This window comes from Lysinibacillus sp. FSL L8-0312, assembly GCF_038003285.1.
Lineage (GTDB): Bacteria > Bacillota > Bacilli > Bacillales_A > Planococcaceae > Lysinibacillus > Lysinibacillus fusiformis_D.
In genome coordinates this window covers 1,776,218-1,797,317 of sequence record NZ_JBBOOV010000001.1, presented here as the reverse complement: position 1 = coordinate 1,797,317, position 21,100 = coordinate 1,776,218, and the positions used below count along the sequence as shown (strand labels likewise).

The following is a 21,100-nucleotide window of genomic DNA, read 5'->3' as shown; positions in this document are numbered from 1 at the left end:
AGATGATTCAAAATGAGTATGCAATATGAGCAACTATTTGAAAAAATCCGTCCGGCAATTGATAGTAAGATGGCAGAGTTCAAACATTATCAATATGATGCCATTACGGCGGAAGAACTTTGGCGCTACTGTATTGAAAAAAAATGGCGTAAAAAGAAAATCGAACAGCTACGTTTACATGAGGTGATTGCGACCATTTTTGCGGTATCACCATCTGATATTGTCTCATTTAATCAAGTAGAGTTTTTACAAAGTAATAATTGGTTTGAAGAAGTAGGTATGGAAGAATTACAATTACTGCTTGGTCCAGTTAGAACGTAATCAAGGATGTGTCAAATTTTACAATATTTCAAAGAATCCTAAATGTGTTGAATTGACACCAAGCGCAACCTGTTTCATAATAAGTGTGTTGCGCTGTTTTTATTTTGAATAAGTTTTTACTTACATAAGTCTTGAATGCTCTTTTACTTGCATTTGGAAGGCTAGTACCTAATAATACAAAGATAAACTTGCGCGTTATGAACGATTGAATAAGTAGAGCAACCTTTTTGAGGCACAGGTAACACGATTCTAAAGGAAAAGGAGGATTAAACGTTTCAAAAGGTATTGCTAGTTACTTGTTTGGCGTGTAAGGACAGCCCTTACACCAATTCGAGGAGGATTTATTGATGAAACTAAAAAGTCGTATAGTTGCATTCCTATTAATTCTAGTGCTTTTCGCAGCAGGAATTAGTACGACTGTAAACGGCGTCTTAAAGGACATCAAGCTTGGTCTTGACTTACAGGGCGGGTTTGAAGTACTTTACGAGGTAAATGAATTAAAAGATGGTCAAAAAATTACACCTGAAATCGTCACTGCTACGGCAACAGCTCTTGGCAACCGTGTAAATGCTATTGGGGTAAGTGAACCTAGCATTCAAGTTGAGGGAGAAAACCGAATCCGTGTGCAATTAGCAGGTGTTGAAGATCAAGAATCTGCACGTAAGTTATTGTCTACTTCTGCGAATTTAACATTCCGTGATGTTGATGATAATTTATTATTAGATGGAGATGATCTAAAAGAAAATGGAGCAAGTGCTTCCTTTGACCAACAAAATCGCCCAATTGTTTCGCTAAAATTAAAAGATGCGAAAAAATTTGCTGATGTAACAAGTAAGATTGCTGCGAAACCCGCAGGACAAAATTTATTGGTTGTATGGTTAGACTTCGAAGAGGGTGTTGATTCTTATAAAGCGGAATCACAGAAAGCGAAGCCTCGCTATGCATCTGCAGCAACAGTTTCTCAAACATTAAATACAACAGATGTAATGATAAGTGGTAATTTCTCTGTTGAAGAAACAAAAAATCTATCAGGTATTTTAAATGCAGGGGCATTACCTGTTAAACTTGATGAAATTTATTCAACTTCTGTGGGTGCTCAATTTGGTGATGAAGCACTGAAAAGCACTATTTTCGCTGGTATTGTTGGCGTAGTAATCATTTTCTTATTTATGCTATTCTACTATCGTTTACCAGGCTTTATTTCGATCATCACACTTGGTGTATTTACATTCCTAGTACTGGTTGTATTTGATTGGATTAATGCAGTCTTAACGCTTCCTGGTATAGCAGCCATTGTGCTTGGTATAGGAATGGCAGTAGATGCCAATATTTTAGCAGCAGAACGTATTCGAGAAGAATTACGTGTCGGCTACTCGGCGAAGCAAGCCTTCCTACTAGGCTCTAAACAATCTTTATCAGCCATTGTTGATGCACAGCTAACTACATTATTAGCAGCAGGTGTACTATTCTACTTTGGGACAAGCTCTGTTAAAGGATTCGCTACAACATTAATCATTAGTATTTTATTGAGCTTCTTAACAGCAGTGTGGGGCTCACGTGTACTATTAGGTTTACTTGTGAACAGTGGCTATTTCAATAATCCAGCCTGGTATGGTATTGCGAAATCAAAACAACATAGTCTGGATGAAAATATTGGTGCATTAGATTTATCAACGAAATTTGATCGCTTTGACTTTGTACACAATCGTAAGAAATTCTATACATTCTCATTAGCTATTTTAGTGGCTGGTTTAGTTGTTCTTGGTATTTTCCGTCTAAACCTTGGTATTGATTTCTCAAGTGGTACACGTATTCAAATTGAAGCAGATCAAACATTAACAAAAGAAGCAGTGGAAAAATATGTTGATAGCATCGGCTTCCCTTCGGAAGATGTAGTTCTTTCAGGAGAAAAGAGTACCTCAGCGGTTGTACGTTATAAAACCGATTTATCTCAAGCAGATATTTTGAAATTCCAAAAAGAAACAACTGAGGAATATGGTCATAAACCTACTGTAAGTACAGTATCTCCTACTGTTGGTAAGGAACTTGTGAAAAATGCCATTAAGGCATTATCTCTTGCAGCACTAGGTATTATCATTTATGTGGCTATTCGCTTTGAATGGCGCATGGGGGTCGGGGCAATTGTTTCGCTTCTGCATGATGTATTCTTAATTGTTGCTGTGTTTAGTTTCATGCGTTTAGAGGTAGATATTACGTTTATTGCGGCTGTTTTAACAATTGTTGGTTATTCCATTAATGATACAATCGTTACCTTTGACCGTATGCGTGAAAACTTAGATCGATATGATACCATTAATGACCGTGAAATATTGGCAAATATTGTGAATAAATCGCTACGCCAAACGATGGGACGTTCTGTTAATACAGTGTTAACTGTTATTATCGTTGTTGTATCCCTATTAATTTTTGGTGCACCATCTATTCAAAACTTCTCTATCGCTTTATTGATTGGTTTAATTACAGGTATGTATTCTTCTATCTGTATCGCCGCTCAAATCTGGTATTCATTAAAAATTCGTGAAATGAAAAAATCAGATGGAAAGCTACTCAAGAAAGAGAAAAAACAATGGGGAACTGACGAACCTACAGTATAATTTAGTAAGCAGGGAATAGAAAACGATTCGTTTTCTATTCCCTGCTTTTTTGTAGGCGAGATTGCCGAGTGTATTTATAATTTAAATTGCTGAAGGACTTCTTGGAGCTGTTGCGCATTCTGACTTAATTCCTCAGCAACCGCATTCACTTGCTGCATTGTCGCCACTTGTTCGTCAACAGACTCTGCAATCAGTTGAGAATTGCTAGCTGATTGATTTGAAACATTGGCTGTTTCGGTGACAGAGGCGGCAACCTGCTCGGCACTTGCTGAAATTTCTTCGGATGTGGCAGATATTTCTTCAATTTGCTCTGTAAAGGCTGTGACCGCTGAGGTAATAGAGTAGAAAGCATCTCCTGCTTCGTGAATTTTAGACACGCCGTCCTGTACAGAAGCTAAGCCATGGTCCACTGCATTAGCCACATTGCGCGTATCTGTTAGGATTTCCTTCGTAATGGCAACAATTTGATTAGCAGATTGATTGGATTCCTCTGCTAGTTTACGTACTTCATCAGCTACAACGGCAAAGCCTTTACCATGTTCTCCAGCTCTTGCTGCTTCAATGGCCGCATTAAGAGCAAGTAAATTTGTTTGTTCTGAAATGGCTGTAATGACAGTTGTAATTTGTCCAATTTCTTCCGATTGCTTACTTAGCTTTTGAGTCAATGTGGCAATTTCAGAGGTAGCCACAGAAATGATATTCATTTGTTCTTCCGCTGTTGAAATCGTTGCTCCTCCTGTATGGGCTAGTTGGCGCATACTCTCTGCATTGTGGTGAAGACTATGTGTCGCCTCAGCAATGCGTTGAACACCTGCTGCTGTTTCATCCATTGCCAGAGCACTTTGCTGCGAGGTACGAGCGGAAGAAGTGAGCGATGTTGCGTTTTCTTGAATTCTTTGTGCAATATCATCGGATGTTACCGTTACTTCCTCTGTGCTCGCAGTAAGCTCTTCAGAGACAGCTGATAAATGGGATGCACTGTCTTGAATGTTCGTCATCAGACCAGCTAGACTTTGTTTTAATGTATTGACTGCACCCGCAAGTATGCCAATTTCATCTTTTGTCTGATGGTCAAGCTCAGCGATTGTTAAATCTCCTTGTGCTAATGTGTCTGCTGCTTCAGTGACCTTCCGTAATGGCTGAACAATGGAGTTTTTAACAAAATACATAAAATATATACCAATAATAATACTAGCAATTAGTAGACTAATGGAAATAATAAGAGCACGTGAAACGGTATGATTTACTTCTTGATCGACCTTTTGAAGCTGCTCATCATGATAAGCTAATAAATCAGTTGTTAGCTTGAAGATTTCCTTATTGTATTTTGTGACATCGTTATTTATGTAAGTGAGAGCTAAATCCGTATTGCCACTATTAAACGTCTGCAAGGCTTTCGCTGAAGAGGCTAGTAACTCGTTTTGTAATGCAGTGACTTGTTGCATAATATCTTTTGTATAATCAGAGCGAACAAGACCAGAAAGTTCTTGAACTGTTTCAGGTAAAAGTTTGTGATAACGCTCTAAATTATCCCGAGCTGCTTCATCCTTATTATTTAAAACATAGGAGCGTAAAAATAAACCTTGAGACGCAAGTTGTTGCTGTATATTCTCCGTTAATTGAATTTGAACAATACGATGCTTCAATACTTCCTCTAAATCATTTTGTGTTGTTTTGAATTGAAGAAATGATAAGATGCTTGAAATGAGTAGTAAACAGGTTAAAGAAATGAAGCCTAAATTTAATTTTTTGCGAACGGACATATACGTTCCTACTTTCTATATATTATATGGAAAAAATTATTGTTCTGAAATTACTATAACTTGATATATTTACATGGTCAATACTCAGAAAATATTCAATAGTAAGGAAACCTTTTCCCTTTTAAGGTCTTTTTGAAGGATAATATACCTACATAAAAAGTTCTTACGAAAACATAAATTTCAATCTTTTTCTTCAGAATTGATTGACAATTAAATTGGTTTGGCATAGAATTAAGGCTAACTTTTTGTTCGGTCAAGGTAGAAGGCTTCGGGAGCGAGGTCAGCCTAAGAACAGATGAGCTGAGTTTAGATGAGAATAGCTGAGAAATTGTTGAATAAGAGTAGTAGCATAGGTATGTAATTTAGAGAGTCAGTGGGTGGTGTGAACTGATTTACAGCTTATGTGAATGGACTTATGAGAGTCGCTTTTAAAAGCGAACGTGATTCCCCACGTTATAGGGGTGCTTTGAATGTATGGCTAAAATGAAGCTGGTCATCATAGAAAGCACAAAAGTGAGAGCATATGCTCTAATATGAGGTGGCAACGCGGTCATGATCGTCCTCTGCAATTAGGAATAATCCTTTTTGCAGAGGGCTTTTTTTATTTTGCTTCAGCATTCGTCTAGACATTAGCAAAAGGAATTTTTGAAAAGGAGCTTATAAGCTATGCAAACAACGAGTTCAAGAACAAAAATGAAAACTATCAATGGCGATTCTTTAACACCTATTTTAATTTTCAGACGTTTACAGGGGAAATATAAATTTTTGCTGGAGAGCTCTGCACAGCATGAGGGAGCAGGCAGATTTTCATTTATTGGTGCGAATCCACGAAAAACCTATAAAGGTGTGGGACAAGAAATTCAGGAGATATCCTATAAAACGGGAAAAACATATGTGCATAAAGGGGAGCTCTTTGTCCTCCTTAAACGACTTATGCCACGTATCTCTAATACGACACAATTTCCTTTTTCAGGAGGTGCTGTCGGATATATAGGTCATGGCGGAACGACAATGTTCGCTGACGAGAAAATAGGGCTTCCTGATGCGCACTTCCATGTGTATGAAACGATCATTGTGTTCGATCATTTAACAGATGAAGTGACACTGATTCATACAAATATTGATGCGGAAAAACAGCAACCTGATTTGGAAGTGCTGGCCCAACAATTATTAAATGGTGATGCTTATGACGAAGCAACTTATCATTATCACGCAATAGAAAAGGCAACGGATGAATCCTTTGCAGCAGAGTTACAGGCGATGCAAACCAAGTTAAATGATGACATAACAAGGGTAGTACTGCCTAAGCGTTATGTAGCAAATTTTCAAGGTGATGCGTTTTCCTTATACAGACAGCTACGCAAAAAAAAACCTGCACCCTATATGTATTATGTAGAGTTTGAGGATCACGTTATATTAGGCACTTCTCCTGACAGCCTTATACGAGTGAAGGGGGAGCGAGTGATAGCCACACCAACGGAGGGCACCTATCCACGTGGGGAGACTAAAAGTGAAGACCTAAAAAATGAGCGCACATTATATGAACAAACGGACATTCGAAATTCACATGCAATACTCGTTAGTGCCATTCAGCAAAAATTACAGTCTGTTTGTTTTCGAGACTCTGTTCAGGTCATTGAGGCCATGCGTATTGAAAGGTCAAAACAGGCATTGCACTTGACGTCGAGAGTAGAAGGTCGGCTTTTACCTATGTTGCACGCTCTGGATGTACTGGCAGTAACAATCCCACCATTTTCAGTTACAGGGATTTCTCAGAAGCAGGTGACACGTTACTTAGAGAATGGGTCACACATGGCAGGTATTTTTGGTGATGCTCTTGGCTTTATTGGATTCAATGGCCATTTGGATTTTGCTTTAACAGCGCAATCCATTGTAGTTGAACATGAAACGGTGCATATGCAATCCACAATAACAATGACTAAATATACGAATGTCCCTAACGTGTTACAGCAAGTACAAGAGGAAGAAAGAGGTTTTTTACAGTTATTGGTTAACGATGGAGGGCGAAACTGATGGAACAATTACAACGGAAAGTAGTGCAAGGTGAACATCTGATGTATGAGGAAATGCTGAAGGTCGCGCAATGGTTATTTCAGGATGAGACACCTAAAGAGGAAATCGCCAGTTTTTTAACGGCTTTAGCTGTGAAGGGGGAAACAGCACACGAGGTAGCAGCATTAGCAACCATTATGCGTTCTTTTGCACGTGATGTAGCTGTAAAAGAAGACGACTATATGGATAATTGTGGTACGGGTGGAGATGGTCTTCATACCTTCAACATTAGTACAGCCTCTGCTTTTGTACTAGCTGGAGCAGGTGTCAAAATGGCAAAGCATGGGAATCGTAAAATATCTTCATCCTCGGGTAGCTCAGATGTGTTGGAGGCATTAGGTATTCATACAGCTATTTCCATACCTCAAACGATTGAATTGCTAGAGAAAGAAGGAATCGCTTTTATCTATGCACCGAATGTTCATCCAAAATTAAAGCGAATTGGCGAAGTTCGTCGTTCATTAGGAAAACCAACGATTTTTAATCTAGTCGGTCCTTTAACCAATCCAGTACCATTATTTACGCAATTCACAGGTATTAATCGTCCTGATTTTGTCATGGAATATGCCTCAGTCCTACAGATGCTTGGGCGGGAGCGAGCCATTGTTGTTTCAGGTCCTAAGGGGCTTGATGAGGCTTCCTTAGCAGGACAAAATACATTGGTCCTAGTAGATAGAGGAGATTTAATTCCCTTCTCCTTGTCGGCTGAAGATGTTGGTCTTCAAGCAGCACCTTTAGAAGCTATCCGTGGTGGCAATGCAGATGACAATGCGGTCATTATGAAAAAAATATTGGCTGGAGAGCACAGTGCGTACTTAGATACGGTGTTATTAAATACGGGTATTGGCTTATTCGGTTATGGTCAAGCAGAAACCATTAAAGAAGGTGTGGCGATGGCGAAGGAAAGTATTTTTAGTGGGAGAGCATTGAAAAAATTGGAAGCAGTTATTACTTACAGTGAACAAATGAAAGAAGTGGAGGTAGGGCAATGAATATACTCTATAAAATTCTGCAGCAAAAGAAAATTGAGGTAGGTGCTTTATTAGAGCAGCCAGATCCTTTAGCAAATTTTACAGAAAAGCCACGACCCTCATTAGTCAAAACATTACGTCAAGCTACAACATTACAGGTCGTTGCTGAAATGAAACGTGCTTCGCCCTCCAGGGGGGTCATCGCTGGTGCGGCGGATCCAGTTGCTCAAGCACAGGTCTATGCACAGGCAGGAGCAGCAGCTATTTCTGTTTTAACAGATAAGGCGTTTTTTAAAGGCTCCTTTGAAGATTTAGCGGCAGTTGCTCGTGTTGTTGACACGCCTCTTCTTTGTAAGGATTTTATGATAGATCGGGTGCAGATTCGATTTGCGAAGGCAGCAGGTGCCTCTATTATTTTATTAATTGTGGCGGCCTTAACGGATGACGCTTTACGCGACTTATATAGTTATGCAACGGGCTTAGGCCTAGAAGTTTTAGTGGAAGTACACGATACAGAGGAGCTTGAACGTGCTCTTGCAGTAGATGCAAAGTTGATTGGTGTCAATAATCGGGATTTACGTACCTTTGAGGTTAGTCTACAACGGACAAAAGAAATTGCCGAAGTTTTCCCATTCAGTGAGGAACGTGTATTAATTAGTGAAAGTGGTATTTGGTCACAGGAAGATGCCAATCAAGTTGCCACAATGGGAGCTAGTGGCGTTCTTGTAGGGGAGGCATTGATGCGCAGTGAAGACGCGGGGCAAGCACTACAACGTTTACAGGTACTAAAGGAGGCAGCTTCTATATGACAAAAGTCAAAATTTGTGGATTACAAGAACAAGTACATGTCAAAACAGCTATTCATGCTGGCGCAGATGCCATTGGTTTTGTTTTTGCACCAAGTAAACGTCGTGTAACTGTTGAGCAAGCCCAACAGTTAGCGAAGGAGGTGCCACGAGGTGTTTTGAAAATAGGTGTCTTTGTCAATCCCACACCAGCTGAATTAAAGGAAGCGGTAGAGCGCGTGCCTTTAGACTATGTGCAATATCATGGAGAGGAAACGCCAGCATTTATTCAGGAGCAAGGCTACCCAGCCATTAAGGCATTGTCGATACGAGGAAGAGAGGATGTTCAAGCAGCTGTTCATTATCAGGTGGATTATTATTTATTTGATGCCCCTGGAACAGATTTTAAAGGTGGTAGCGGTCATACTTTTGATTGGACGTTACTTGAGGAAGTAGGTATTCCACGAGAGAAATTATTATTAGCGGGTGGTCTCAATGTGGACAATATTGAAGCGGCCATTTTAAGTGTAGCTCCTGTAATGGTGGATGTATCAAGTGGCGTGGAAACAGACGGAGTCAAAGATTCTATAAAAATACAGGCATTTTTGCAGGCAGTAAAGAGGGGGAGCGAATAATGGGAAATTCAATCGCATTTAATGTACCGACTAAGGAAGGTCGTTACGGACAATTTGGTGGACGTTATGTGCCAGAAACATTAATGACAGCTTTACTAGAATTAGAAACAGCTTATGAAGAAGCGATGAAGGATTCAATGTTTACAGAGGAGCTATCCTATTATTTACAGGAGTATGTAGGGCGAGAAACCCCACTCTATTACGCAGAAAATTTAACGAGCGCACTTGGAGGAGCTAAGATTTATTTAAAGCGTGAAGATTTAAATCATACAGGTGCACATAAAATTAACAATGCGATTGGGCAGGCGCTTCTTGCCAAACGCATGGGCAAAAAGAAAATTGTTGCTGAAACAGGTGCAGGACAGCATGGTGTGGCAACGGCTACTGCTTGTGCCTTATTAAATCTAGAATGTGTTGTTTTTATGGGTGCGGAAGATATGAAACGTCAGCAGTTAAATGTTTTTCGCATGGAGTTGCTTGGCACAAAGGTTCAATCGGTGGAAAGTGGTTCTAAAACTTTAAAGGATGCTGTGAATGCAGCGCTACGCTATTGGGTGACAAATGTTGAGGATACGCATTATATTTTAGGCTCTGCCTTAGGGCCTCACCCATTTCCTAAAATCGTTCGAGACTTTCAGCGTGTCATTGGGGTAGAAACGAGAAAGCAAATTTTGCAAAAGGAAGGTCGTTTACCTGATGCTGTTGTGGCTTGTATTGGTGGTGGCAGTAATGCAATTGGTATGTTTCATCCGTTCGTAGATGATGCATCAGTCGCTTTATATGGTGTAGAGGCGGCAGGGAGTGGTCTTGAAACGGGGAAACACGCTGCGGCAATTGCAGGTGGACAATTAGGTGTATTGCATGGTGCCTACATGTATTTATTACAGGATGAAAATGGCTTTGTCCAAGAAGCACATTCGATTTCCGCGGGGTTAGATTATCCTGGAAAAGGGCCAGAGCATTGTTATTTACATGATATCGGTCGAGCGCAGTTTGACGCTATCACAGATGCTGAGGCACTAGAAGGCTTACAATTGTTAAGTCGAATAGAGGGGATACTTCCTGCGCTTGAAAGTTCCCATGCTATTGCTTACACAGCAAAACTTGCTAGAACCATGCAGAATGATCAGATCATTGTTGTGTGCTTGTCTGGTCGCGGAGATAAGGATGTACACACGGTTAGGGCGGTACTTGGAGGAGATGGCAAATGACGACGTTACAACAAGCAATTGAACAAGCAAAGGTAGCAGGAAATAAAGCTTTTATTCCGTATATCATGGCAGGTGATGGAGGGCTAGAAACGATCAAGCCAACCATCCTAACACTACAGCAGCTAGGTGTGACAGCTATTGAAGTAGGTATCCCCTTTACAGACCCTGTTGCAGATGGGCCAACAATTGAGCGGGCAGGAGAACGTGCACTCGCAGCTGGCGTAACATTAACGAAGGTATTGCAAACGCTCACTTCATTTAGAGATGAAATCACGGTACCTCTAGTTATCATGACTTATTTCAATCCAGTGTTAGCGTATGGCTTAGAGGCTTTTGCAAAAGCCTGTGTAGCTGGGGGCGTTAAGGGAATAATCGTACCAGATGTTCCATTAGAAGAAAGTGCTCTATTACGCGAGGCATTAAACCCATATACCATTGATGTTGTTCAACTTGTCTCTTTAACAAGCCCTCCTGAGCGTATTGCTCGTATTGCAGCAGCTAGTCAGGGCTTCGTTTATGCTGTGACTGTGAATGGAATTACAGGGGCAAGGTCCCGTTTTGCTGCAAACTTAGAGCAGCATTTTGCAAGTCTACGTCAAGCAAGTTCAATCCCTGTGCTTGCAGGCTTTGGTATTTCAACACCTGAGCAAGTGAAAAGGATGGGGTCATTGGGAGATGGAGTTATTGTTGGTAGTGCTATTGTAACAGCATTGCATGAAGAAGATATGACCACCGTAGCAGCATTAGTGGCCGCTTCAAAAGGTGTATTCGAGAAGTCTACTCTATAGAGTAGGCTTTTTTGCTGCTAGATGGATAGTAAGTTTAAACTGATGGATTAATCAGTAAAAGGGGCGGATAGAAATTTCACATTGATGGATAAAACTATCAATCTAACGGATAGTGCGTATCCAATAGAATTTCGGTATAATAGCTTTCGTAAGGAAGTGAGAAGATGATTCTATCGAAAAAAAGATGGCAGGTGGAGCGTCCAGATGCCACACTTGTACAAGCATTACAAAATGACTTACAACTTTCCGCGATTGCTGCAAAAATTTTAGCAGCACGAGGCTGTGAAACTACGGCTGAAGCAGAAAGCTTATTAAATATGACTGAAGCAAATGTCCATGACCCATTTCTTATGTACGGTATGGCTGAAGCAGTAGCACGAATTGAGCAAGCATTAGAAAATGGGCAGAAGATTTTAGTCTATGGCGATTATGATGCCGATGGTGTCACAAGCACGACTGTTATGCTAAATGTTTTACTAGATCTTGGAGCGGATGTATCCTTTAAAATCCCCAATCGTTTTATCCATGGTTATGGTCCACATGAGGCATTATTTCGTGAAGCATATGAAGAGGGTGTACAGTTAATCATAACAGTAGATAACGGGATATCTGGTATCGAACCTGTTCGAGTGGCTAAAGAGCTTGGCATGGATGTCATTGTGACAGATCACCATGAGCCAGGTGAGGAACTACCGCCAGCAGATATTATTCTTCATCCTCGATTACCAGAAGGTCATTATCCGTTTGGAGAGCTAGCTGGAGTAGGTGTAGCCTTTAAGTTAGCACATGCTTTATATGGTGAACTACCAATTCATTTAATGGAATTGGTGGCGATTGGAACTGTAGCCGATTTAGTTCCTTTAGTGGATGAAAATCGCTATCTCGTGAAGCGAGGTATACAGGAAATGCGTCGTTCCCTTAGTCCATGGGTACAAGCAATGTGTGATATAGCCAGTACAGAGCAGGCAAAAATTACGGAAGAGACAATTGGCTTTTATTTTGGTCCTCGATTAAATGCTGTTGGTCGACTCGGAGAAGCAGCTCCAGGAGTCGAGTTATTAATGGCAGATGATAGTGCTAAAGCAAGCGCATTGGCAAAGCAGCTTAATGCCTGCAATACAGAGCGCAAAGATATTGTGAAAAGCATTACAGATGAGGCCATTGCACTTATTGAATCGGATGAAAAAATCGGCAATTCCTTAGTTCTTGTTGTGGCGGGGGAAGGCTGGAATGCAGGCGTTGTTGGAATAGTTGCCTCACGACTTGTTGAGCAGTACTATCGTCCAACCATTGTCCTTTCACTTGATCCTGAAAAGGGCACAGCAAAGGGTTCCGCTCGAAGCATTGAAGGCTTCCATCTATATAATGAACTAGCTAAAAACCGAGATATTTTACCGCATTTTGGTGGACATCCTATGGCCGCAGGCATGACCTTATCGTTAGAGCATGTGGATGAACTACGTACACGCTTGGATGCACAGGCAAGAGAATGTTTAACAGAGGAGCAATTAACACCAATCGTCCATATTGATATTCCGTTAAGCATCGATGAAGTTTCAGCAGATGCTATTGAAGAAATTTCAGCACTAGGACCATTTGGAACAGATTTTCCAAAGCCTGTTTACGTACTTGAGGATGTTGAAATCTCATCTATGCGTAAAATTGGAGCAGCTGAGAATCATATTAAAATGGAATTAACAAATGGCTATGATAAATTAGATAGTGTCGGCTTTAATAAAGGGCATTTACATGATGAATTAACGTATGGCATTAAAGTATCCTTTATAGGCGATTTACAAATTAATGAATGGCAGGGACGTAAAAAAGCCCAATTTATGATCGAGGATGTCCAAACAACGGAATGGCAGCTATTTGATATTCGTGGTATCCGTCAAACTGCGCGTTGGCTTAATACGGTACCAAAGGATGAGGCACAGTTTATTGCCTTTCATCCAGCAACGATGGCGTATTATCAATCATTGATTGGTGCTCCTATTACAGTAGTTGACCCAGCACTATCCAATGTGGAACAAAGTGATTATATTGTGCTCTTAGATTTGCCACAACAAGTTCAAAGACTAGAAGAGGTGTTACAGAAGACGACACCTTCACGTATTTATGCGCATTTTTATATGCCTGATTCGCAATACTTTAGTGGTTTACCTACTCGTGAGCAATTTTCTTGGTATTATAAATTTTTGAAAAATCGACCAGCCTTTCCGCTTGATATGCATATAGCAGATTTAGCAAAGCATACAGGTTGGCCATTGGATGTATTAAAATTTATGACACAGGTGTTTTTTGAGCTTGGTTTTGTTAAAATGGAGAGTGGACTGACGACTGTCAACGTGAATGCCCCAAAACAAGCACTAACAGAGGCACCGTCTTACAAACAACGTTCAGAACAGATTGAAATGGAGCAAAAGCTTGTCTATGCTCCTTATATAGAATTAAAACAATGGTTTGATGAACGATTAACATAAACGGACGTACAGCGTTTCGTAGGAGGAGCAATAACATGGATTTAAAGCAATATGTTACAACAGTTGAAAACTGGCCGAAAGAGGGCATTAGCTTCAGAGATATTACGACAATTATGGATAATGGACCAGCATACAAATATGCAACAGACCAAATTGTAGAATATGCAAAAGAAGTGGGAGCTGAAATTGTAGTTGGCCCTGAGGCTCGTGGTTTTATCATCGGTTGCCCAGTTGCCTATGCACTTGAAATTGGCTTTGCACCTGTTCGTAAACCAGGTAAATTACCACGTGAGGTTATTAGTGCAGACTATGGTCTTGAATATGGTCAAGATACGTTAACAATGCATCATGATGCGATTAAGCCTGGTCAAAAGGTTTTAATCTGTGATGATTTACTAGCAACGGGTGGGACAGTTGAAGCAACTGTTCGTTTAGTAGAAGAATTAGGTGGTCAGGTAGTAGGCTGTGCCTTCCTAATCGAACTTTTAGAATTAAATGGTCGTGCAAAGCTTGGAGATCTAAATATTAAAACACTTATTCAATATTAAGAGAAAGCGTCTACCATAGTGGGCACTTCAGATTGTAGACAAACTCAAGAAATTACGAGTTTGCCTACAGTCTTTTTCTTTTACAATGAAATAAAGTAAAGCCGATACGGGCCGAGTTGCTTTCCCTGCTCCATCCAACTTCTTCCCTATTACTGTGTTGATTAACCGTAAACTTTTAAGCTGATGAAAGCTGAAGACGGATAATTAAATCAATAAACGTGAACAATTAGAAATGGTAACGGTTGATCAATTTATACCATTCGAGCGAAAATTAGAGGCTGCTATTTACCCTTTAGTAGAAACGACTTACTAAGCTTATGGATGCCCAAATATTGATCATGCCACTCTATATTTGGTAAGTAATTAGAAGAAAAAATGACAACAGCCATCGAGGTGAACTTTTCGATGGCTGTTGTTTGCAGTTTGAAGCGCTCAATAAAGTAGGTACTTTTTAATCTTCATCATATGTTTGGATGATCCTTTGTATTGTGCGCAAGGTATCATAGAAATCTGCATATTTTTCAACCCCTATATCTTCGATGATTCTATCTTGAATCGTTTGCCAAATGGGTGCGGCTTCATGCAGCTTTTCTAATCCTTTTTCAGTGAGCGTAATCTTTTTAGTGCGCGCATCGCTTGTGTCTCGCTTTAATTCAACATAGCCATGTTGCTTTAATAGATTAATATTACGGGTCACAGTCGTTTGATCAAGTTGTAAAATTTCACCTAAACGGCTAATTGAGACAGCTTGCTGAAGGTCGATATGGGCCAGCATGGAATATTGTGTAACCTTTAAACCAGTGGGCTGTAGCAGCTTATCATATAATTGTGTGACAACCCTTGTTTTTTTTCTAAGGTTTGCACAAACACAGATTTGTGTATAATCGATTGTTTTAAGTTGATTCTTCATCGTCAGTACTCCTTTGAGGGGATTCTACTAATTGTAAGTATACACCTAAGAGCTAGAAAAGACTGCTTGACAGCTATAGGAACGATTATTATCATTATGCATGTATATACATATAAATGGAATGGAGAGATCGCAAAACATGTATATACATGTTTTGTTATGCATCTCACAAGAAAAGAAGGTGTTAGGATGAAGCGAGTTCATTATAGCTGGTTGATTTTGATTGTCACATTTTTCTCGATTATTGTAGCAGGGATTACAATGTCATCGTCTGGTGTTTTCCTGGATCCCCTCGAAAAAGAATTTCAATGGGATCGCTCAACGATTGCTTTAGCATTTGCTGTAAGTTTATTTTTATATGGCATATCTGGACCATTTATGGCGGCGCTGCTTGAAGTCATTGGTTTAAAGAAAATGATGCTTAGTGCCATGTCTACTTTAATAGTAGGAATGACCTTAACCTTTTGGATGAGCCAATCCTGGCAGTTAATCATTATTTGGGGAGGCATCATTGGGCTTGGTGCGAGCCTTTTTTTAACGGTGCTCAGTCCCTATGTAGCGAATCATTGGTTTGTTAAACGCAGAGGGCTGGCAGTTGGGATTTTAACGGCTAGTACAGCCACAGGTCAATTAATTTTACTGCCAGTGCTAGCCATTATTATTGAACATTATTCTTGGCGATGGGCAATGGGATTAATCCTACTCCTGAGTACCATGATGTTCGTCATGATTGCTATGTTTATTAAAAACAAGCCGCAAGATATTGGTCTAACCCCTTACGGTCATGATGAGATTATAGAAGAGCCGCAAGTACAGCCCAAGAAGAATCCAATTAGTATGGCATTTCTTGGTTTAGCAGAGGCAGTTAAAGTCAAAGCATTTTGGCTCTTAGCAGGCAGCTTTTTCATTTGTGGTCTTTCGACAAGTGGATTAATCGGAACTCACTTTGTGTCATATTGTATTAGCTTTGGCGTTCCGCTAGTAACCGCTGCATCTCTTCTTTCTTTTATGGGGGTGTTTAACTTATTAGGCACGACTGCCTCTGGCTGGCTATCGGATCGCTTTGATAATCGTTGGCTATTATTTTGGTATTACTTGTTAAGGGGAGCTTCTCTCTTGCTACTCCCTTATGCACTCACTCAAGGCTCCTTTGTTTTATTGACGATTTTCAGCATCTTTTATGGACTCGATTGGATTGCCACAGTACCACCAACTATCAGCATTACACGACAAATTTTTGGGATGCAAAAAAGCAGCATTATTTACGGATGGATATTCGCCTCACATCAGGCAGGAGCGGCAGTTGCTGCGTATGGGGGTGGGTTGATTTATAAATTTTTCAATTCCTACACATGGGCTTTTTTCCTTGCTGGCCTATTCTGTGCATTGGCAAGCTTATTCGTTATCATTGTAAAAAAACAAACGCCTCAGCAAGGATAAACAGTCGACTAAAAAAGTTGAACCTCGACAGAAAGAGGTTCAACTTTTTTTATCAATATTAGTTTGACATTTAACAAACAAAAGTTTATAATATAAACAAATATAATAAAAGGTGATGCTATGAATGAAAGAGAACAGGCGGTGCTTGCTTTAATTCGCCAAAACCCGTTTATGTCTCAGCAAGAGATGGCAGATACAATGAATCTGTCCCGTCCCGTGCTTGCTAATTTAGTGTCTAGTTTAACAAAGCAAGGAAAAATTGTAGGTCGTGCTTATATTTTACCCGAGGAAAATGAAATTATTTGCATCGGGGGAGCTAATTTAGACCGAAAATTCCATGTGAAGGGCAATGTTCAATTTGGAACATCTAACCCTGCCAGCTCTTCTTTTAGTGTAGGTGGAGTTGGTCGAAATATTGCTGAAAACTTAGGCAGATTAAACCATCAAGTGACGTTATTAACAACGGCTGGTAAAGATGCTGATTGGCAAGTGATCCAAGAAGCTTCGGAATCCTTTATGAATCTACGTTATGTGGAGCAGCTAGCTGAGGCTTCTACGGGTTCCTATACAGCTATTATGGATGAACAAGGTGAGCTAGCATTAGCTGTAGCCAATATGGAGGTTTATGACCTGCTGTTACCGAGTTTGTTGAAAAAGCATGAAACAATGCTAGTGAATGCTGGTTGCTTTATTTTGGATTTAAATTGCCCGAAAGAAACAGTGGCGTATATCCAGCAAGTAGCCATTGCTCGTGCCATTCCATTAGTCATTGTGCCAGTATCTTCGCCAAAAATGAATCGACTACCTGAAACATTACAAGGTGTAACTTGGTTTATTTGTAACACGGATGAAGCAGAAACAATTGTTGGACATAAAATTGAAAGCGCTACCCATTATGAAAAAGCATTACAACAGCTCTTACAACTAGGTGCTGAACATGTCATTATCACAGCTGGTAGCAAGGGTGTTTATGCAGCATCTACGACGATCACACCTCGTCATTTCGCTGCGAAAGTGATCAACAAAATTGAAGATGTTACAGGAGCAGGAGATGCGTTTGTCAGCGCTGTGATACACAGTTGGTTGACAGGTCAATCTTTTGAGACATGTATTGATGCAGGGTTAACAAATGCTAAAAATACATTGGCATCTCCTTATACAGTAAGACCTGAATTATCAGTAGATTTGTTAAAAAATGAAATGGAGGAATAACAACATGAAAGAATTCATCGTATTATCAGAAGAAGTAAAAGCAGGACAAGCAAAAGGTCTACCAATCGTGGCATTAGAATCTACAATCATTTCACACGGTATGCCATATCCACAAAATGTGAAAACTGCGCGTGAAGTTGAGCAAATTATTCGCGATAATGGTGCAGTACCTGCAACCATTGCCTTAATAGATGGCAAAATCAAAATCGGTTTATCAGATGAAGAGCTAGAGATGTTTGGAAATTCACAAGGCGTTGCAAAAGCTTCACGTCGTGACTTAGGCTACTTACTTGCAACAAAAAAATTAGGTGCGACAACAGTTGCAGCTACAATGATCTGTGCTGAACTTGCAGACATTGAAATCTTTGTAACAGGTGGTATTGGTGGTGTACACCGTGGTGCTGAAACAACAATGGATGTCTCTGCTGACTTAGAAGAATTAGCACAAACTAATGTGGCTGTTATTTGCGCGGGTGCAAAATCTATTCTAGATATTGGTCTTACATTAGAATACCTTGAAACAAAAGGGGTACCAGTAGTTGGTTATGGTACAGATGAATTACCAGCATTCTACACACGTCAAAGTGGTTTCGATGTCAACTTCCAGCTTGATACACCAGAGGAGATTGCAGCAATGCTATCTGCGAAATGGCAATTAGGGTTAAAAGGTGGCGCTGTCATTGCCAACCCAATTCCAGAAGCTGAAGCATTAGATCATACATTTATTACAAACATTATTGAAAAAGCTTTAGCTGAAGCTGAAGAGAATGGTATTCAAGGTAAAAACGTTACACCATTCTTACTTGGTAAAGTAAAAGAATTAACAGAAGGTAAAAGTCTTGATGCGAACATTGCATTAGTGAAAAACAATGCAGTCGTTGGCGCAAAAATTGCTGTTGCCTACAATCAATTACACTAATCATTTGTCGAAACAAGAACCCTTTGTGACATCCTGTCGCAAAGGGTCTTTTTCATTAAAAAGAAGAATATTTTTTCCATTTTTCGAACTGTTCACGAGATTAACTAAACTAAATGACACAGTCTCTTTACAATAGGCTACAAAATTTTATACAATTAAGTTTATATCTAATCTGAAAAATTTGACGAGCAAGGTGGACATGTTATGGCGAAAGAGCAAATTTTGACTCCTGAGGACGTTTTTGAGTTAGTCAAATCCTACATGAATGATGAAAATGTCACATTCGTGAAAAAAGCATATGAATTAGCAAGGGATGCCCATATTGAGCAATTCCGTAGCTCTGGTGAACCTTATATCATTCACCCAGTACAAGTGGCAGGTATTCTAGCTGAATTACAAATGGACCCGGAAACAGTAGCGGCAGGTTTTTTACATGATGTTGTCGAAGATACGGATTTTACGCGGGATGATTTGGTACGGGAATTTGGCGAAGAAGTAGCCGTGCTTGTTGATGGTGTGACAAAGCTAGGGAAAATTAAATATTTATCAAAAGAGGCGCAGCAGGCGGAGAATCATCGAAAAATGTTTGTAGCTATGGCACAGGATATTCGTGTCATCTTAATTAAGCTAGCAGACCGTCTCCATAATATGCGTACGTTAAAGCATTTACCTGCTGAAAAGCAGCGACGCATTTCGAAAGAGACGCTAGAAATTTTTGCACCACTTGCACATCGTCTGGGAATCTCGACTGTAAAATGGGAGCTTGAAGATACAGCACTTCGTTATTTAAACCCACAACAATATTATCGTATTGTCAGTTTGATGAAGAAAAAGCGTGATGAGCGTGAGGCTTATTTAGAGAATGTCATGGCTGAGATGAAGTCACAGCTTAATGAGGTTGAAATTGAAGCAGATATCTATGGTCGTCCAAAGCATATTTACAGTATTTATCGAAAAATGGTGCTCCAAAAGAAACAATTTAATGAAATTTATGATTTATTAGCCATACGTGTACTTGTCGATAGTATTAAAGATTGCTATGCGGTTTTAGGGATTGTGCATACACTCTGGAAACCGATGCCAGGGCGCTTTAAAGACTATATTGCCATGCCAAAACAAAACCTGTATCAGTCCTTACACACGACCGTTATTGGACCCTATGGTGATCCATTAGAGGTTCAGATTCGTACGAAGGAAATGCACAAAATTGCAGAGTACGGGATTGCGGCACACTGGGCGTATAAAGAGGGCAAAAATGTTGATCATCAAAAGCAAAATGTCGATCAAAAATTAACATGGTTCCGTGAGATTTTAGAATTCCAAAATGAATCTTCTAATGCCGAAGAATTTATGGAATCCTTAAAATTCGATTTATTTTCTGATATGGTCTACGTATTTACACCTGAAGGCGATGTCATCGAATTGCCGGCGGGTTCTGTGCCCATCGATTTTGCCTATCGTGTCCATTCAGAGGTCGGAAATCGTACGATTGGGGCAAAAGTCAATGGGAAAATGGTGCCACTTGATACACCACTGAAAACCGGCGATATCATTGAAATTTTAACATCTAAGCAATCTTTTGGTCCGAGCCGCGATTGGCTAAAAATAGCACAATCCTCACAGGCGAAAAATAAGATTAAGCAATTCTTTAAACGACATTTACGTGAAGAGAATATCATCAAAGGGAAAGAAATGATTGAAAAGGAAATTCGTGCTCAGGATTTCGATTTAAAGGAAACGATGTCATCAGAAAACCTCAAACGTGTATGTGATAAATTCAACTATACGAATGAGGAGGACTTGTATGCAGCAGTAGGGGTGAATGGCATTACTGCACAGCAAGTGGTTAATCGTTTAGCAGAAAAACGTCGTAAAGAGCGTGAGCAGGAAGAAGCTTTAGAGAAAATTGAACAAAAAATGAAAAATCCAATTCCGCAAAAACGAACGGAATCGGGTGTCATCGTCAAGGGCATTGATAATATGCTTATTCGACTTTCTCGTTGTTGTACGCCTGTACCTGGTGATGAGATTGTAGGCTTTATTACAAAAGGTAGAGGTGTTTCTGTACACCGTGCAGACTGTCCAAATATTCAAATTGAGGATGAGCAAGAACGTTTAATTGAAGTGGAATGGGAGCATGGAATCATCCCTGAGAAAAAAGAATATCCAGTGGATATCGAAGTGTCAGCCTTTGATCGACCTGGTATTTTAAATGAAATTATGCAAATTGTTAGTGAAACAAAAACAAATATTTTAGCAGTCAGTGGTCGTGCTGATCGTGATAAAATGGCAACAATTCATTTAACGATTTCCATTTCAAACATTTCACATTTGCATAAGGTTGTTGAGCGGATTAAACAAACACCTGATATTTATTCGGTGCAGCGTGTCATCAATTAATGATTGGCAACAACATAGAATTGGGG

The 21,100-nt window shown here is 39.9% G+C and carries 16 protein-coding genes and 1 other annotated feature; of the genes, 14 read left to right on the top strand and 2 right to left on the bottom strand.

The features are described from left to right. Nucleotides 1-12 precede the first annotated feature (12 nt). Both MHI22_RS09130 and secDF read left to right on the top strand, forming a co-directional pair. Entirely contained in the window at nucleotides 13-321 is a 309-nt protein-coding gene (locus MHI22_RS09130; RefSeq protein ID WP_036124425.1) for a post-transcriptional regulator, read from the top strand. A 347-nt stretch (nucleotides 322-668) separates the two neighbouring features. Beyond that, nucleotides 669-2,936, top strand: a complete 2,268-nt coding sequence (gene secDF, locus MHI22_RS09125) for a protein translocase subunit SecDF (protein WP_101966519.1) — start codon at nucleotides 669-671, stop codon at nucleotides 2,934-2,936. 74 nt (nucleotides 2,937-3,010) lie between these two features. Here the strand turns inward: secDF and MHI22_RS09120 are convergent, their stop codons facing one another. Then, the gene (locus MHI22_RS09120) at nucleotides 3,011-4,699 is read right to left on the bottom strand and encodes a methyl-accepting chemotaxis protein (protein WP_058845300.1); all 1,689 of its coding nucleotides are present in this window, start codon (nucleotides 4,697-4,699) and stop codon (nucleotides 3,011-3,013) included. A 322-nt stretch (nucleotides 4,700-5,021) separates the two neighbouring features. After that, nucleotides 5,022-5,266: a binding site (T-box leader), on the top strand. A gap of 99 nt (nucleotides 5,267-5,365) precedes the next feature. Between MHI22_RS09120 and MHI22_RS09115 the strand changes: the two genes are divergently transcribed. The 8 genes from MHI22_RS09115 (at nucleotide 5,366) to MHI22_RS09080 (ending at nucleotide 14,193) form a co-directional block, all read left to right on the top strand. Beyond that, complete coding sequence (locus MHI22_RS09115) at nucleotides 5,366-6,733, top strand: chorismate-binding protein (RefSeq protein WP_340811791.1); 1,368 nt, start codon at nucleotides 5,366-5,368, stop codon at nucleotides 6,731-6,733. Beyond that, nucleotides 6,733-7,764 (top strand): anthranilate phosphoribosyltransferase, encoded by a 1,032-nt coding sequence (trpD, locus tag MHI22_RS09110; protein WP_089934892.1) that lies wholly within the window; start codon nucleotides 6,733-6,735, stop codon nucleotides 7,762-7,764. The genes MHI22_RS09115 and trpD overlap by 1 nt, the downstream gene beginning before the upstream one ends. Next, the gene (trpC, locus tag MHI22_RS09105) at nucleotides 7,761-8,552 is read left to right on the top strand and encodes an indole-3-glycerol phosphate synthase TrpC (RefSeq protein ID WP_340811788.1); all 792 of its coding nucleotides are present in this window, start codon (nucleotides 7,761-7,763) and stop codon (nucleotides 8,550-8,552) included. The genes trpD and trpC overlap by 4 nt, the downstream gene beginning before the upstream one ends. After that, nucleotides 8,549-9,163 (top strand): phosphoribosylanthranilate isomerase, encoded by a 615-nt coding sequence (locus MHI22_RS09100; protein ID WP_058845304.1) that lies wholly within the window; start codon nucleotides 8,549-8,551, stop codon nucleotides 9,161-9,163. Before trpC ends, MHI22_RS09100 begins: the two co-directional genes overlap by 4 nt. Then, entirely contained in the window at nucleotides 9,163-10,374 is a 1,212-nt protein-coding gene (gene trpB, locus MHI22_RS09095; RefSeq protein WP_340811786.1) for a tryptophan synthase subunit beta, read from the top strand. The genes MHI22_RS09100 and trpB overlap by 1 nt, the downstream gene beginning before the upstream one ends. Continuing rightward, the gene (gene trpA / locus MHI22_RS09090; RefSeq protein ID WP_340811785.1) at nucleotides 10,371-11,162 is read left to right on the top strand and encodes a tryptophan synthase subunit alpha; all 792 of its coding nucleotides are present in this window, start codon (nucleotides 10,371-10,373) and stop codon (nucleotides 11,160-11,162) included. The genes trpB and trpA overlap by 4 nt, the downstream gene beginning before the upstream one ends. Nucleotides 11,163-11,326: 164 nt before the next feature. Further along, complete coding sequence (gene recJ / locus MHI22_RS09085; RefSeq protein WP_101966517.1) at nucleotides 11,327-13,645, top strand: single-stranded-DNA-specific exonuclease RecJ; 2,319 nt, start codon at nucleotides 11,327-11,329, stop codon at nucleotides 13,643-13,645. A gap of 35 nt (nucleotides 13,646-13,680) precedes the next feature. Next, on the top strand, nucleotides 13,681-14,193 hold the full coding sequence (locus tag MHI22_RS09080; RefSeq protein WP_036124410.1) for an adenine phosphoribosyltransferase: 513 nt from the start codon (nucleotides 13,681-13,683) through the stop codon (nucleotides 14,191-14,193). A 451-nt stretch (nucleotides 14,194-14,644) separates the two neighbouring features. Here the strand turns inward: MHI22_RS09080 and MHI22_RS09075 are convergent, their stop codons facing one another. Next, nucleotides 14,645-15,103: a MarR family winged helix-turn-helix transcriptional regulator gene (locus tag MHI22_RS09075; RefSeq protein WP_340811781.1), complete on the bottom strand. Its 459-nt coding sequence runs from the start codon at nucleotides 15,101-15,103 to the stop codon at nucleotides 14,645-14,647. Between the two features lie 189 nt (nucleotides 15,104-15,292). On the opposite strand from MHI22_RS09075, the gene MHI22_RS09070 reads away from it, so the two are divergent. From MHI22_RS09070 to MHI22_RS09055, 4 genes are all read left to right on the top strand, one after another. Then, on the top strand, nucleotides 15,293-16,543 hold the full coding sequence (locus tag MHI22_RS09070) for an MFS transporter (RefSeq protein ID WP_058845309.1): 1,251 nt from the start codon (nucleotides 15,293-15,295) through the stop codon (nucleotides 16,541-16,543). Nucleotides 16,544-16,663: 120 nt separating this feature from the next. Then, on the top strand, nucleotides 16,664-17,755 hold the full coding sequence (locus tag MHI22_RS09065) for a carbohydrate kinase (RefSeq protein WP_058845310.1): 1,092 nt from the start codon (nucleotides 16,664-16,666) through the stop codon (nucleotides 17,753-17,755). A gap of 4 nt (nucleotides 17,756-17,759) precedes the next feature. After that, nucleotides 17,760-18,674, top strand: coding sequence for a pseudouridine-5'-phosphate glycosidase (locus tag MHI22_RS09060; RefSeq protein WP_058845311.1), 915 nt, complete (start codon nucleotides 17,760-17,762; stop codon nucleotides 18,672-18,674). Between the two features lie 204 nt (nucleotides 18,675-18,878). Beyond that, on the top strand, nucleotides 18,879-21,074 hold the full coding sequence (locus tag MHI22_RS09055) for a RelA/SpoT family protein (RefSeq protein WP_036124404.1): 2,196 nt from the start codon (nucleotides 18,879-18,881) through the stop codon (nucleotides 21,072-21,074). The last annotated feature ends 26 nt before the right edge of the window (nucleotides 21,075-21,100 follow it).

Excerpts from the sequence above, each read along its gene's own strand:
- MHI22_RS09130 (WP_036124425.1), top strand. The coding sequence starts at position 13 with ATGAGTATGCAATATGAGCAACTATTTGAAAAAATCCGTCCGGCAATT.
- secDF (WP_101966519.1), top strand. The coding sequence starts at position 669 with ATGAAACTAAAAAGTCGTATAGTTGCATTCCTATTAATTCTAGTGCTT.
- MHI22_RS09120 (WP_058845300.1), bottom strand. The coding sequence starts at position 4,699 with ATGTCCGTTCGCAAAAAATTAAATTTAGGCTTCATTTCTTTAACCTGT.
- MHI22_RS09115 (WP_340811791.1), top strand. The coding sequence starts at position 5,366 with ATGCAAACAACGAGTTCAAGAACAAAAATGAAAACTATCAATGGCGAT.
- trpD (WP_089934892.1), top strand. The coding sequence starts at position 6,733 with ATGGAACAATTACAACGGAAAGTAGTGCAAGGTGAACATCTGATGTAT.
- trpC (WP_340811788.1), top strand. The coding sequence starts at position 7,761 with ATGAATATACTCTATAAAATTCTGCAGCAAAAGAAAATTGAGGTAGGT.
- MHI22_RS09100 (WP_058845304.1), top strand. The coding sequence starts at position 8,549 with ATGACAAAAGTCAAAATTTGTGGATTACAAGAACAAGTACATGTCAAA.
- trpB (WP_340811786.1), top strand. The coding sequence starts at position 9,163 with ATGGGAAATTCAATCGCATTTAATGTACCGACTAAGGAAGGTCGTTAC.
- trpA (WP_340811785.1), top strand. The coding sequence starts at position 10,371 with ATGACGACGTTACAACAAGCAATTGAACAAGCAAAGGTAGCAGGAAAT.
- recJ (WP_101966517.1), top strand. The coding sequence starts at position 11,327 with ATGATTCTATCGAAAAAAAGATGGCAGGTGGAGCGTCCAGATGCCACA.
- MHI22_RS09080 (WP_036124410.1), top strand. The coding sequence starts at position 13,681 with ATGGATTTAAAGCAATATGTTACAACAGTTGAAAACTGGCCGAAAGAG.
- MHI22_RS09075 (WP_340811781.1), bottom strand. The coding sequence starts at position 15,103 with ATGAAGAATCAACTTAAAACAATCGATTATACACAAATCTGTGTTTGT.
- MHI22_RS09070 (WP_058845309.1), top strand. The coding sequence starts at position 15,293 with ATGAAGCGAGTTCATTATAGCTGGTTGATTTTGATTGTCACATTTTTC.
- MHI22_RS09065 (WP_058845310.1), top strand. The coding sequence starts at position 16,664 with ATGAATGAAAGAGAACAGGCGGTGCTTGCTTTAATTCGCCAAAACCCG.
- MHI22_RS09060 (WP_058845311.1), top strand. The coding sequence starts at position 17,760 with ATGAAAGAATTCATCGTATTATCAGAAGAAGTAAAAGCAGGACAAGCA.
- MHI22_RS09055 (WP_036124404.1), top strand. The coding sequence starts at position 18,879 with ATGGCGAAAGAGCAAATTTTGACTCCTGAGGACGTTTTTGAGTTAGTC.